General features: G+C 64.8%; 13 protein-coding genes. 5 read left to right on the top strand and 8 right to left on the bottom strand.

Going from position 1 to position 13,360, the window contains the following annotated elements; translation table 11 throughout:
* Nucleotides 1-4: 4 nt before the first annotated feature.
* The 4 genes from hflX to R3P95_RS02260 form a co-directional block, all read right to left on the bottom strand.
* A complete protein-coding gene (hflX, locus tag R3P95_RS02275) occupies nucleotides 5-1,555 on the bottom strand; it encodes a GTPase HflX (protein WP_094642047.1) in 1,551 nt (516 codons plus the stop codon).
* 79 nt (nucleotides 1,556-1,634) lie between these two features.
* Nucleotides 1,635-2,504 (bottom strand): diaminopimelate epimerase, encoded by an 870-nt coding sequence (gene dapF / locus R3P95_RS02270; protein ID WP_149405915.1) that lies wholly within the window; start codon nucleotides 2,502-2,504, stop codon nucleotides 1,635-1,637.
* A gap of 24 nt (nucleotides 2,505-2,528) precedes the next feature.
* The gene (miaA, locus tag R3P95_RS02265) at nucleotides 2,529-3,458 is read right to left on the bottom strand and encodes a tRNA (adenosine(37)-N6)-dimethylallyltransferase MiaA (RefSeq protein WP_149405916.1); all 930 of its coding nucleotides are present in this window, start codon (nucleotides 3,456-3,458) and stop codon (nucleotides 2,529-2,531) included.
* The gene (locus R3P95_RS02260; RefSeq protein ID WP_317547211.1) at nucleotides 3,451-4,173 is read right to left on the bottom strand and encodes a class III extradiol dioxygenase subunit B-like domain-containing protein; all 723 of its coding nucleotides are present in this window, start codon (nucleotides 4,171-4,173) and stop codon (nucleotides 3,451-3,453) included. Before R3P95_RS02260 ends, miaA begins: the two co-directional genes overlap by 8 nt.
* A gap of 151 nt (nucleotides 4,174-4,324) precedes the next feature.
* Here R3P95_RS02260 and R3P95_RS02255 point away from each other — a divergent pair, with 151 nt between their 5' ends.
* The gene (locus tag R3P95_RS02255) at nucleotides 4,325-5,812 is read left to right on the top strand and encodes a DUF349 domain-containing protein (RefSeq protein ID WP_149405918.1); all 1,488 of its coding nucleotides are present in this window, start codon (nucleotides 4,325-4,327) and stop codon (nucleotides 5,810-5,812) included.
* Between the two features lie 43 nt (nucleotides 5,813-5,855).
* On the opposite strand, the gene R3P95_RS02250 is transcribed toward R3P95_RS02255, so the two are convergent.
* Entirely contained in the window at nucleotides 5,856-6,443 is a 588-nt protein-coding gene (locus R3P95_RS02250; RefSeq protein ID WP_068050689.1) for an Rv2732c family membrane protein, read from the bottom strand.
* Complete coding sequence (miaB, locus tag R3P95_RS02245; RefSeq protein WP_223145642.1) at nucleotides 6,440-7,996, bottom strand: tRNA (N6-isopentenyl adenosine(37)-C2)-methylthiotransferase MiaB; 1,557 nt, start codon at nucleotides 7,994-7,996, stop codon at nucleotides 6,440-6,442. Before miaB ends, R3P95_RS02250 begins: the two co-directional genes overlap by 4 nt.
* 243 nt (nucleotides 7,997-8,239) lie before the next feature.
* On the opposite strand from miaB, the gene R3P95_RS02240 reads away from it, so the two are divergent.
* The 4 genes from R3P95_RS02240 (at nucleotide 8,240) to R3P95_RS02225 (ending at nucleotide 11,486) form a co-directional block, all read left to right on the top strand.
* Entirely contained in the window at nucleotides 8,240-8,968 is a 729-nt protein-coding gene (locus R3P95_RS02240; RefSeq protein WP_188078645.1) for an amino acid ABC transporter ATP-binding protein, read from the top strand.
* Between the two features lie 53 nt (nucleotides 8,969-9,021).
* Nucleotides 9,022-9,852, top strand: a complete 831-nt coding sequence (locus tag R3P95_RS02235; RefSeq protein ID WP_094688752.1) for a glutamate ABC transporter substrate-binding protein — start codon at nucleotides 9,022-9,024, stop codon at nucleotides 9,850-9,852.
* Between the two features lie 84 nt (nucleotides 9,853-9,936).
* A complete protein-coding gene (locus R3P95_RS02230) occupies nucleotides 9,937-10,614 on the top strand; it encodes an amino acid ABC transporter permease (protein ID WP_149405920.1) in 678 nt (225 codons plus the stop codon).
* Nucleotides 10,614-11,486, top strand: coding sequence for an amino acid ABC transporter permease (locus R3P95_RS02225; protein WP_068050696.1), 873 nt, complete (start codon nucleotides 10,614-10,616; stop codon nucleotides 11,484-11,486). The genes R3P95_RS02230 and R3P95_RS02225 overlap by 1 nt, the downstream gene beginning before the upstream one ends.
* Before the next feature lie 106 nt (nucleotides 11,487-11,592).
* On the opposite strand, the gene R3P95_RS02220 is transcribed toward R3P95_RS02225, so the two are convergent.
* A complete protein-coding gene (locus R3P95_RS02220; protein WP_149405921.1) occupies nucleotides 11,593-12,144 on the bottom strand; it encodes a regulatory protein RecX in 552 nt (183 codons plus the stop codon).
* A 12-nt stretch (nucleotides 12,145-12,156) separates the two neighbouring features.
* Nucleotides 12,157-13,194, bottom strand: coding sequence for a recombinase RecA (gene recA / locus R3P95_RS02215; protein ID WP_008716921.1), 1,038 nt, complete (start codon nucleotides 13,192-13,194; stop codon nucleotides 12,157-12,159).
* Nucleotides 13,195-13,360 lie beyond the last annotated feature (166 nt).

Genomic DNA, 13,360 nt, shown 5'->3' with positions numbered 1-13,360 from the left:
GAGATCAGGCGGTGGGAACGGTTGCCGTGAACTCGACCAACGCCGCCGCGAGCGATTGCGGCACACGCGCTTCCACGCGCGTGCCCTCTTCCTCGTGGGTGGATTTCACGATCCGGCCGTCGGTGTGGATGCGCGCGACCAGATCGCCACGGGTGTACGGCACGAGTACGTCGACCAACACGTCCGGCTCGGAGAGGATCTCGGCCAGGTGATCTCGCAGGGCGTCGATTCCCTCGCCGGTCTTGGCCGAGACGAACCGGGCGCCGTCGAGCAATCCGCGCAGCTGGGTCAGCTGCACCGGATCGGCAGCGTCGATCTTGTTGACCACCAACAACTCCGGCGGCATCTTCGCATCCTGCTCGCGAACCACCTCGGTGATCACCTCGCGCACGGCCTTGATCTGATCGATCGGAAGAGGATCCGATCCGTCGACCACGTGCAGCAGCAGGGTTGCATCGGTGACTTCCTCGAGTGTCGAGCGGAACGCTTCGACCAACTGAGTCGGAAGGTGCCGAACGAAGCCGACGGTGTCGGTCAGCACGATCTCGCGGCCGTCTTCGAGGGTCGACTTGCGCGTGGTGGGATCGAGGGTGGCGAACAACGCGTTCTGGACCAGCACACCGGATCCGGTCAGTGCATTCAGCAGACTCGACTTGCCCGCGTTCGTGTATCCCACGATCGCGATGGACGGCACCGTACCGCTCAGGCGCTGTTCGCGTTTGGTGTCGCGGGCCTGCTTCATGCCCTTGATCTCGCGGCGCAGCTTGGCCATTCGCTCACGAATGCGTCGACGGTCGGTCTCGATCTTCGTCTCACCCGGTCCGCGCAGACCCACACCACCGTTGCTGCCCGCACGTCCACCGGCCTGCCGCGACATGGATTCACCCCAGCCGCGGAGCCTGGGCAACATGTACTCCATCTGGGCGAAGGCGACCTGCGCCTTGCCTTCTCGCGAGGTCGCATGCTGGGCGAAGATGTCGAGGATCAGCGCGGTGCGGTCGATGACCTTGACCTTGACGACCTTCTCCAGCGCATTGAGCTGAGCAGGCGTCAGTTCACCGTCGCAGATCACCGTGTCGGCACCGGTCGCGAGGACGATGTCACGCACTTCCTTGGCCTTGCCGGAACCGATGTACGTCGCGGCGTCGGGCTTGTCGCGTCGCTGCATCAGCGCTTCGAGTACCTCCGAGCCGGCGGTCTCGGCGAGTGCAGCCAGTTCGGTCATGCTGGACTCGGCCTGCGCGGCCGTGCCGGTGGTCCAGACTCCGACCAACACGACGCGTTCGAGGCGCAGCTGCCGGTACTCGACCTCGGTGACGTCGGTGAGTTCGGTGGACAGTCCGGCCACTCGACGCAGCGCGGTGCGGTCTTCGAGCTGCATGTCGCCGGACGACGGGGAGTTCTCGTCGTTCAGCGGAGACCGAGCCAGTCGCCTCGACCACGCGTCGGACTCTTCGCGAGTCCAGGCGGATTCGGTTTCGGGAGCACCGTCGACCTCGTCGCGACTGTCGTCGACCGGTTCGCCCGCAGGGGATGTTTCATGTGAGTTCGTCATACGTCACCCATGATCCACGAAAAGCCCAGCGTATGCACGCGGGTTTCGGTCCGGGCGGATGCCGAGGCCGGGGCGATCGTCAGGACTGAGCCTTCAGCCACCGGTCGTCGATCTCGCCGCGGGCCAGCAGCACCGACGGTCCGCGCAGAGTGGCACCGACGTGATCGATGTTCACGCGCACCCGACCGCCGAGCACACCGACGCTCACCTCCCCGGTCTCGAGACCCTCGTAGGACAGCGCCGCCGCGGCCGCCGCCACGGTTCCGGTTCCACACGATCGCGTCTCCCCGACGCCACGCTCGAACACACGCATCTCGACGGCACCGTCGTCGAGCCTGGTCAGGATCTCGACGTTCGCGCCGCGGGGAAAGAACTCGGAGTCCAGTGTCGGCGGTGCGGACAGGTCGAGGGCACCGAGAGATGCGCGCGTCAACGAACCGTCGACACAGGCCAGGTGCGGATTGCCGACGTCGATTCCGACGCCCTCGTACGTTCCGCCCGCGAGGGTCACCGAGCTCGAGCCCATCAGAGTGACGTCACCCATCGCCACGGTGACATCGGCGTCGGTGTCGTCGAACGAGTGAACGGTCACAGCGCGTGCGCCCGCACGCGAACCCACCACGAACTGATCGCGTTGCTCGAGGTCGTGTACCCGCAGGTAGTGCGCGAACACGCGGACGCCGTTGCCGCACATCTCGGCGATGGTGCCGTCGCCGTTGCGGTAGTCCATGAACCAGTCCTCGGGCTCGACACCCGACGGAATGCGATCGAGTACGCCTGCATCGCGGAGCACCCCGGCCCGGGCAACGCGAAGGATGCCGTCGGCACCGAGGCCCTGGCGTCGATCACACAACACCGAGACCGCCGACCTGGTGAGTTCGAGCTCGGCTGCCGGATCCGGCAGTACGACGAAGTCGTTCTGAGTTCCATGGCCTTTGGCGAAGTGCATGGCCGCGAGTCTACGGGGGTTCCGTTACGCGGGGTCGATCGCGGACAGGGCGTCCGACATCAGCGTGGGCGACGCACCGTCGAGCCAACGGACACGGTCGTCGCGGCGAAACCACGAGCGTTGGCGTCGCACGTAGCGTCTGGTTCCGATGAACGTCCGTTCCCGCGCGAACTCGACGTCGTACTCCCCCGCCAACACGTCGAGAGCCTGCGCGTACCCGATCGCGCGCGACGCGGTGACGCCCTCACGCAGCCCCAGACCGAGCAGCCCTTCCACCTCGTCGAGCAGTCCGGTCTCGAACATCTGTCGCGTGCGCTCGGCGATCCGCTCGTCCAGTTCGGCCGTGTCGCGGTCGACTCCGAGCACCACCGTGCCCCAGCGAGGTGCGCCGATCTTCGGAGCCGAGGCCGCGAACGGCTGCCCGGTCAGCTCCACCACCTCGAGCGCCCGGACCATGCGCCTGCCGTCGGTGGGCAGTATCGATGCGGCAGCCTCGGGATCGGCGGCCGTCAACGCGCGATGGATCTCCTCGACACCGTTGCGATCGAGGACTGCTTCCCACTTCGCCCGCACGACGGGGTCGGTTGCCGGAAAGGCCCACTCGTCGAGCAACGATTGCACGTACATCATCGACCCCCCGACGATGATCGGTCGCAATCCGCGCGATCGAATGTCCTCGACGTCGGCGACCGCAGCCGCTTGATACCGCGCGACGGTGGCGATGTCGGTGACCTCGAGCACATCGAGTTGATGGTGCGGAATCCCGCGCCGCTGAGCGACTGGCAGTTTCGCGGTCCCGATGTCCATTCCCCGGTACTGCTGCATCGCGTCGATATTGACGATTTCACCGCCGAATGTCTCGGCCAGATCGAGAGCCAGGTCGGATTTGCCTGCGGCCGTCGGGCCGATGATCGCGACCGGAGTCGTGGCCGGATCGCTCGCCCCATCAGTCACGAGACCAGGTCCCCACGAAGTATCCGACGCCGAAAGGGGCACCTCGGTAGAGCTCCGTCGTCGTCTTCGCATCGGCTCCGGCGAGTGCTGCCAGCACCTGCCACGCCGGTCGGCCGCTGACACCGAGCGATGCGCACAGGTCCGGTTCCAGACCGGCCAACGCGTCGACGTCCGCTGCCGCGAGGGCATCGTCGATCCGGCGCTGGACCTCCTCGGCGCGCTCGTCGAACGATCCGGGGGCCTTCGGAGTCAGCGTGTTCGCCCCGTCTGCCAGCACCAGAACGCCCCAGCTCTCCGCCGAGGCGTCGAACTCTCGGCGCAGCTCCTCGCCGAACTCCGCGCACCACTCGGGGCTCGCATCGGCCGGGATCGTGCGGACCTCGACCGGATCGTCGGGCGCAGCCTGTCCTCGCAGCCACCCCGCGATCAGAACGGCCAGCGGCAGGTCCGGGTCTGCCCCAGTCTGATCCGCGGCGCTGGACAGGCTCACGACCACGTCGACTCCGAAGCCCCGAAACGTGCCGATAGTGGCCTCGCCGAACGTGGAGGACGTGCGATCGACGCCGACGGCGATCCAGCGGTCGACCGTCGACGTCAGGTGTGTCGTCGCGCTGACGGCGGCGACCCGAAGATCTGCTGTCTCGGCCTCCCCCGCGCCCATCAGTTCGGGGACCAACAACGGCGGAGAGGGCACCAGGGCCGCGGCACGAAACACGAGCACCACGCTAGTCGCTGGTGCGACTTGGCCGGACGGGTCCACCTCGAGTCGTCTGAGCTGTTTCAATGGTCCGATCGGTCGTCACCTAGTTCAATGGTGTCCAGATCGCGATTGAGGCAGCCGTGACGCGCGGCAGAGATGAGGAACAATGACCGACCCGAACGCCGGTACCCCCACCACCCCCGAGGCTCCGTCCTCGGATGCACCCGCCCAGCCCCCCGGTGCCACCGCTCCCGATGCGGCGAACCACGGCGGACCCAAGCCCGGAGGTGGACCCAAGCCGGGCGGTGGACCGAAGCCCGGTGGTGGACCCAGGCCCGCGGGCCCAGGTGCCGGTTCTCCTCGGCCCGGCAGTTCGGCCGGTGCCAAACCTCACCCCACGCCCTCCCACGTCCCCACGGCAATCCCGGCGGTCACGCCTGCGAGCGATCCCAGCAAGTTCGGCAGAGTCGACGACGACGGTACGGCGTGGGTGACCACCTCCGACGGCGAGCGGCAGATCGGGTCCTGGCAAGCCGGAGACGCAGCGGAAGGGCTCGCCCATTTCGGTCGGCGTTACGACGATCTGGCCACCGAGGTCGGTCTGCTCGAAGCTCGATTGACCTCCGGTACAGGCGATGCCAAGAAGACGAAGGCCGCAGCGTCCGCGCTGCTGGAGAGCCTGCCGACTGCGGCAGTGATCGGTGACCTCGATCTGCTCGCGAGGCGACTCGACGCGGTCGTCGAGCATTCGGATGCCGCAGCAGCGGTGGCCAAGCACGAGAAGGAGCTCGAACGCGCCGAACACACGGCACGCAAGGAAGCTCTCGCAGTCGAAGCCGAACAGATCGGCAGCGAATCGACCCAGTGGAAGCACGCGGGAGATCGGCTACGCGAAATCCTCGACGAGTGGAAGACGATTCGCGGGGTCGACCGCAAGATCGACGATGCCCTGTGGAAGCGGTACTCGAAGGCTCGGGAAAACTTCAATCGTCGCCGCGGCGCGCACTTCGCCGATCTCGATCGTGAGCGCGGTGCGGCCAAGACTCGCAAGGAAGAACTCGTCGAGCGGGCCAAAGCCCTGTCGTCGTCCACCGATTGGGGTCCCACCGCAGCTGCGTTCCGCGATCTGCTGGTGGAGTGGAAAGCATCCGGCCGCGCTCCTCGTGATGCCGACGACGCTCTGTGGAAGAACTTCAAGGCCGCACAGGACGTGTTCTTCGCCGCCCGTAACGCCGCGGCCTCCGAGCGGGACGCCGAGTTCGAGGCCAACGCCGAGGCCAAGGAAGCCCTGCTGGCCAAGACCCACATCGACCCGAGCAAGGACCTCGACGCTGCCCGCTCGGCGCTGCGCGATCTGCAGGACAAGTGGGATGCAATCGGCAAGGTCCCGCGCGAGAAGATGCAGGAACTCGAAGGCAAACTGCGCGCGATCGAGAAGTCGGTGCACGACGCGGTCGAGTCGCAGTGGCGTCGCTCCGACCCCGAGGCCGTTGCCCGCGCGGCCCAGTTCCGCGAACGGGTGGCTCAGTTCGAGGATCAGGCTGCGAAGGCGACCGCAGCAGGCAAGACCAAGGATGCCGAGCGTGCGCTGGCACAGGCGCAGCAGTGGCGCGAGTGGGCCGACGCAGCGGAGAGCGCCGTCGACGAGCTGTGAGTCGACGAACTGTGATTCGCTGACCGAGGACGGCCGTTCGGGCCTACGGGGCCGAGTGGCCGTCCCACAGTCGTAGCTTCTGTTCACCCGACGCCGCCGCGATGCGTCGCTGCTCCTGGGCGGCGAGTTGGGCGTTCGTCTTCTTCCACACGGCCTTGAGCCAGTGGAACGTCAGAGCGATGACGGTGATCCACGCGATGATCAGGCCGATTCCCGGTCCGGCGCCCTGCACGTTGTCCGGCACGGTCTGCCGCGTCCAGATCGAGAACATTCCGTACACCGACGACACCGCGCACCCTGCCAGGGCAGCCCAGGCCAGCGCCCAGATGCGGGTGACGAGTGCGAGCACCGACATCACCACACCGAACGTGAGCACGAGCACGACGAAGACGCGCGACGGCAGCGCGATCGATTCGGCAACTGCGGCATCGCTGCCCGTGAGCACGTCGAACCCGCTGGCCGATCCGGTGTGCGGCAACGCGAACGTGAACAGCAGGACCATGACCAGCCCGGCCACCACCATGGCCCGCGCGCCCGGATCCAGTTCGGTCATCACCGCCCTCTCGGTCCGTCCGAGTTCCTCTGCGGATCGAGAGGGTACGACGCGATCGGGTCCGTCTGTCTCTGTCATGCGGTGCATCCTGTCTCTGGCGTCAGCGGCGCCGGTGCGCCGATCGAGGGAAGTCCGAGGCCGACGCCGATCGGTGCCGTCTTCGGCATCACTCCGCGTTCGTGGGCATCGCCTGCTGCCGTACGCCTGTGGGTGAGCACGCCGGCATCGGCGATGAGGTGGTACGGGGCGGCTGCAGTGAGTGTGGTCGTGACGACGTCACCCGGACGAATCTCGCTCGCCCTGTCGGCGTCCACGGCGAAGTGGACGAGTCGGCCGTCCCTGGCTCGCCCGCTCATCCGATGGGTTGCTGCGTTCTTGCGACCTTCACCGGTGGCGACGAGCAGTTCGACCTCGGTACCGATCAGCGCCTGGTTGGCCGCGAGAACGATCTCCTCCTGCAACGCGATCAGCCGCAGATACCGTTCTTGCACAACCTCTTTGGGAACCTGGTCGGGCATGTCGGCCGCCGGGGTGCCCGGACGCTTCGAGTACTGGAACGTGTAGGCGTTGGCGAACTTCGCCCGTCGCACCACGTCGAGGGTCTGCTCGAAGTCCTCTTCGGTCTCGCCGGGGAAGCCGACGATGATGTCGGTGGTGACGGCCGCGTGCGGCATGGCCGCACGCACCTTGTCGATGATGCCCATGAACTTCGTCTGCCGGTAGGACCTGCGCATGGCCTTGAGGATTCGGTCCGATCCGGACTGCAGCGGCATGTGCAGGGTGGGGCAGATGTTCGGGGTCGACGCCATGGCCTCGATGACGTCGTCGGTGAACTCGGCGGGGTGCGGTGACGTGAAGCGCACCCGCTCCAGCCCCTCGATCGAGCCGCAAGCGGTCAGCAGCGAGGCGAACGCGCCGCGATCACGGGGCATGTCCGGATCGGCGAACGAGGCACCGTACGCATTGACGTTCTGGCCGAGCAGAGTCACCTCGAGGACGCCCTGATCCACCAAAGCCTGTACCTCGGCGAGGATGTCACCCGGCCTGCGGTCGATTTCCTTGCCGCGCAATGCGGGGACGATACAGAACGTGCAGGTGTTGTTGCAGCCCACCGAGATCGACACCCAGCCGGCGTAGGCGGATTCTCGCTTCGCGGGGAGGGTGGAGGGAAAGGCCTCGAGGGATTCGAGGATCTCGACCTGCGCCTGTTCGTTGTGCCGGGCGCGCTCGAGCAGAACCGGCAGCGACCCGATGTTGTGGGTGCCGAAGACGACGTCGACCCACGGTGCCTTCTCCACGACGGTGTTGCGGTCCTTCTGCGCCAGGCAGCCACCGACAGCGATCTGCATGTTGGGATTGCGCGTCTTCGCAGGCCGCAACATGCCCAGGTTGCCGTAGAGCTTGTTGTCGGCGTTCTCGCGCACCGCGCACGTGTTGAACACGACCAGATCCGCGTCGGTGCCCGAGTCCGCCGGCACGTAGCCCGCTTCCTCGAGCAGTCCGGACAGCCGCTCCGAATCGTGGACGTTCATCTGACAACCGTGCGTACGCACTTCGTAGCTGCGGGCACCTGCCGCCGACCCGTCGGTGAGCGGTACGGGCTCGGTAACCCCGCGTTCGGTCACGTCCATGGTCGGAAAAACACTCGTTTGCACCCCTCCAGGGTACGTCCATCGCACCGACCGACACGCCGGGGTCGAGGGCTCCACCGGAGACTGTCCAGGGCCGATGCAGACCGGCAGTAAAGTTTCCATTACATAATCGAAGATGACGGGCGAAAACACCGGTCGGCGAGGAAACTACGCATAGGGTTTCGATCTATGACGCACGCCACCGACGCGCCGGCATCGACTCCCCCGCCGGGCGCACCTTCGATGATCTCGCTCAAATCCGTCGACAAACATTTCGGTGATCTGCACGTCCTCAAGGACATCAACCTGGAAGTGCCGGCCGGACAGGTCGTCATCGTCGTTGGTCCTTCCGGATCGGGCAAGTCGACCCTGTGCCGAACGATCAATCGGTTGGAGCCGATCGACTCCGGTGCCATCGAGGTGGACGGAGAGCTGCTCCCCGCCGAGGGCAAGGCTCTGGCCGCACTGCGTGCCGACGTGGGCATGGTGTTCCAGTCGTTCAACCTGTTCGCGCACAAGACGATTCTGCAGAACGTCATGCTCGCGCCCATGAAGGTGCGCAAGCAGAAGAAGGACGAGGCGGAAAAGAGCGCGTTGGCTCTGCTCGAACGCGTGGGTATCGCCAACCAGGCCGACAAGTACCCCGCCCAGTTGTCCGGTGGTCAGCAGCAGCGTGTCGCCATCGCTCGATCTCTCGCCATGAACCCCAAGGTGATGCTCTTCGACGAGCCCACCTCGGCCCTCGACCCCGAGATGGTCAACGAGGTACTCGACGTCATGACCTCGCTTGCCAAAGAGGGCATGACGATGCTCGTCGTCACCCACGAGATGGGCTTCGCCCGCAAGGCAGGCGACCGCGTCATCTTCATGGCCGACGGAGCCGTCGTCGAGGACACCGATCCGGAGACGTTCTTCAAATCCCCCAAGTCCGAACGAGCCAAGGACTTCCTCGGCAAGATTCTCGGCCACTGACCCGCTGCACCGTTCATCCCGTTCACCCCACCCGATCCTTAAGGACATTCACAGTGAGAATCACCCGCCCGATCCGCCTCGGAGTTGCCATTGCAGCTCTGTCCATCGTTGCGACCGCCTGCGGCGGCGGCGAGGAAGCTCGCACCATCTCGACCAGCGCCGAGTCCGGCAACCTCATCGTCGGCATCAAGTTCGACCAGCCCGGCCTCGGGCTGCGCAACCCCGACGGCACGTTCAGCGGATTCGACGTCGAGGTGGCCAAGTACGTTGCCGGTCAGCTGGGTGTCGACGAAGCCAACATCGAGTTCAAGGAATCCCCCTCGGCCCAGCGCGAGACGCTGATCGAGAACGGTGAGGTCGACTACATCGTCGCCACCTACTCGATCACCGATACGCGCAAGGAAAAGGTCGGTTTCGCCGGACCGTACTTCGTGGCGGGACAGTCACTGCTGGTGAGCCAGGACAACACCGACATCACCGGTGCCGATTCGCTCGAGGGCAAGCGTCTGTGCTCGGTCACCGGCTCCACCCCGGCCCAGAACATCGCCGACGAGTACCCGGGTGTGCAGCTCCAGCCCTTCGACACGTACTCCGCCTGCGTCGAGGCACTGCGCAACGGCACCGTCGATGCGGTGACGACGGACGACATCATCCTCGCCGGCTACGCCGCACAGTCTCCCGGACAGTTCAAGGTGGTCGGTGAGCCGTTCACCACGGAGAACTACGGCATCGGCCTGAACAAGGACGACACCGAAGGACGCAACCAGATCAACGACGCCATCGAAGAGATGGTCTCCAGCGGTGCCTGGGAGCAGGCCTTCAACGACACCGTCGGCGCATCGGGCTACCCGCTTCCCGCAGCGCCGACAGTCGACCGCTACTGATCGACTCGATCGTCGTGTCCCGCAAGCCTCGCTTGCGGGACACGACGGTTCGATCTCTCCGAGCCGTGAGGATCAACAAGCACCGTGAATCTATTGAGCAAGTACGGCGATCAACTGATCGAAGCATTCCTGACGACGATCTATCTGACATTGGCATCACTCGTCGGTGCGCTGATCATCGGAACCATCGTCGCCGCCATGCGGGTATCTCCTATTCCGATCGCACGTGGAATCGCTGCCACGTACGTCACCATCTTCCGTAACACTCCGTTGACCCTGGTCATCCTGTTCACCTCGTTCGGCCTGTTTCAGACAATGGGCGTCTCTCTGGCGTCTCAGTCGTCCCCTACGGGCCTCGACGACAACAACTTTCGCCTGGCAATCCTCGGTCTGAGCATCTACACCGCGTCGTTCGTCGCCGAATCGCTGCGGTCCGGAATCAACACGGTCCCGGTCGGTCAGGCCGAAGCGGGTCGCTCACTCGGCATGACGTTCACACAGAACATCTCCATCGTCGTTCTGCCACAGGCATTCCGAGCCGTGATCGGACCTCTCGGCAGCGTCGTGATCGCGCTCACCAAGAATACGACCATCGCATCGGTGATCGGCGTCGCCGAGGCGTCGTTCCTGATGAAGAACATGATCGAGAACGAGGCCGCGATCTTCGTCGTCGGTGGCATCTTCGCACTCGGGTTCATGATCCTGACGCTCCCGACCGGGTTGCTGTTCGGCTACATCAGCAAGCGATTGGCGGTGTCATGATGAGTGATGCAGTAGCAGTTCTGTACGACGTCCCGGGCCCGAAAGCGGTACTGCGATACCGCATTCTGACCGTGGTCGTTGCAGTCGTCTCGCTGGGGATCGCGTTTCTGATCTACCGGGCGCTCGACTCGAAGGGGCAGTTGACCGCTGAGAAGTGGGATCCGTTCCTCGAATCGACCACGTGGACCACCTATCTGTTGCCCGGTATTCAGGGCACGCTGGTGGCAGCGGCCCTGTCGATCGTGTTCGCCCTGATCCTCGGTGCCGTACTCGGTATCGGCAGGTTGTCCGATCATCGAGTCGTGCGAGTGATCAGTGGCGCATTCGTCGAGGTGTTCCGCGCCGTTCCGGTGCTGATCCTGATGATCTTCCTGTACGCCGTCTACGCCGACTACGAGGTCTTCAAAGTCAAGTACCTGGCCTTGGCTGCGGTGGTCACGGGTCTGACCCTGTACAACGGTTCGGTCATTGCCGAGATCGTGCGTGCCGGCGTCAATTCCCTGCCCAAGGGCCAGCGCGAAGCCGCGTCGGCGTTGGGCATGCGCAAGAGCCAGGTCATGCTCCTGGTTCTGCTCCCCCAGGCCGTCACCGCCATGCTTCCGGCGATCATCTCGCAGATGGTGGTAGCACTGAAGGACTCGGCGCTGGGTTACGTCATCGGCTACGTCGAAGTCGTCCGTTCCGGGCAGCAGGTGGGCGCGTTCTACAGCAACTACCTGCCGTCGTTGGTGATTGTCGCCGTCATCATGATCATCATCAACTCCGCTTTGACGAAGCTGGCCACCGTGGTGGAACGTCGTCTGCGTTCTCGCAAGCGCAAGGCCGGCGCGACTGAAGTGGTTCCGGCTCTCGACGGTGGTCAGGCAGCCTGACCACACGACACTGAAACTGGTCGAGGCCCTCGACAAGTAAGGCCCGCAACACCGATGGTGTTGCGGGCCTTACTGTTTCTCGACGGCACCGGCTCGAGGTGGACGATCACATCGAGTCGGGGCCGTCGAAGTCTTCGGTATCGGCACCTGCGCAGTCGAGCTGCTCTTTGACCACTGCGAATGCCATCGACTGCGAGTAGCCGCGGCGGGCGAGCATGCCGACCAGCTTGCGCACAACCTTGTCTCGCTCGGTTCGAGCATCGGGTCCGCTGGGATCGGGCAACTGCAGCGTGCGGAATCGCTTGCGTATCAACTCGGCTGCGCGCTGACGCTCGTCGTCGGCATCGATCAGATCGAGTGCATCCACAGCGAGTTCGTTGCTGACTCCCTTGTTGCGGAGCTCCATGCTCAATGCACGTTTGCCCTTGCCGGAGTACTTGTGCCGGGATTGGACCCACTGCTGAGCGAAGGATTCGTCGTCGACCAGCTTGGCCTTCTCGAGCCGGTCGAGAACGGCGTTCGCGATCTCTGCGGTGAAACCCTTCTTGGCCAGGCTCGCTTCGAGTTCGTGCCTGCTTCGCGCTCGGTCGGTCAGCAACCGAAGGCAGACATCTTTCGCCTGCGCCTCGGTGCCGCCGCCTTCGTCTCGCTGCTGCACAGCGACAACAGGTTAGAAGTCGACCGGAGCAGCTGCGGGCTCCTCTGCGGTGACGTCCGCGCCGATCTGCAGCTTCTCCATGATCTTCTTCTCGATCTCGTCCCGTACGTCCGGGTTCTCGAGCATGAACTTGCGGGCGTTCTCCTTGCCCTGACCGAGCTGGTCACCTTCGTAGGTGAACCACGAACCCGACTTACGAATGAAGCCGTGCTCGACGCCCATGTCGATCAACGAGCCTTCGCGGCTGATGCCCTTGCCGTAGATGATGTCGAACTCGGCCTGCTTGAACGGCGGTGCAACCTTGTTCTTGACCACCTTGACCCGGGTTCGGTTACCGATGGCATCGGTTCCGTCCTTCAGGGTCTCGATGCGGCGGATGTCGAGGCGAACCGAGGCGTAGAACTTCAATGCCTTACCACCGGTGGTGGTTTCGGGAGAGCCGAACATGACGCCGATCTTCTCGCGCAGCTGGTTGATGAAGATGACGGTGGTGCCCGAGTTGCTCATGGCACCGGTGATCTTGCGCAGCGCCTGGCTCATCAGGCGGGCCTGCAGACCCACGTGGCTGTCGCCCATCTCACCCTCGATCTCGGCGCGCGGTACCAATGCCGCCACCGAGTCGATCACGAGGATGTCGAGAGCACCCGATCGGATCAGCATGTCGGCGATTTCGAGAGCCTGCTCACCGGTATCGGGCTGCGACACCAGCAAGGCATCGGTGTCGACGCCGAGCTTCTTCGCGTAGTCCGGATCCAGAGCGTGCTCGGCGTCGATGAAGGCAGCGATGCCGCCGGCTCGCTGAGCACTGGCCACTGCATGGAGGGCGACGGTGGTCTTACCCGAGGATTCCGGACCGTAGACCTCGATGACACGTCCACGCGGCAACCCTCCGATGCCGAGTGCCACGTCGAGCGCGATCGATCCCGTGGGGATGACGGCGATGGGCTGTCGGACCTCGTCACCGAGGCGCATCACCGAGCCCTTGCCGAAGTTCTTGTCGATCTGCGCAAGTGCGAGATCGAGCGCTTTGTCGCGATCGTATGCAGCCATCGTGAGCTCCCTGTGTCGTGTCGTTCAGCTGTGTCGTATCGATCAGCTTTGTCGTCGGTAACGCTAGAACGGGGTACCGACAAGAAGTTTCTCGAGACCGCTCAGCAACCGTTGACATCAGCATAGGGGAACACGTGTTCGAGTCAACTACCTCGGCTTTCGACAC

This window comes from Rhodococcus cercidiphylli, from assembly GCF_033042225.1.
Taxonomy (GTDB): Bacteria; Actinomycetota; Actinomycetes; order Mycobacteriales; family Mycobacteriaceae; genus Rhodococcoides.
Note: the sequence above shows the minus strand (reverse complement) of the source record. Positions and strands in the feature narration are given on the sequence as shown.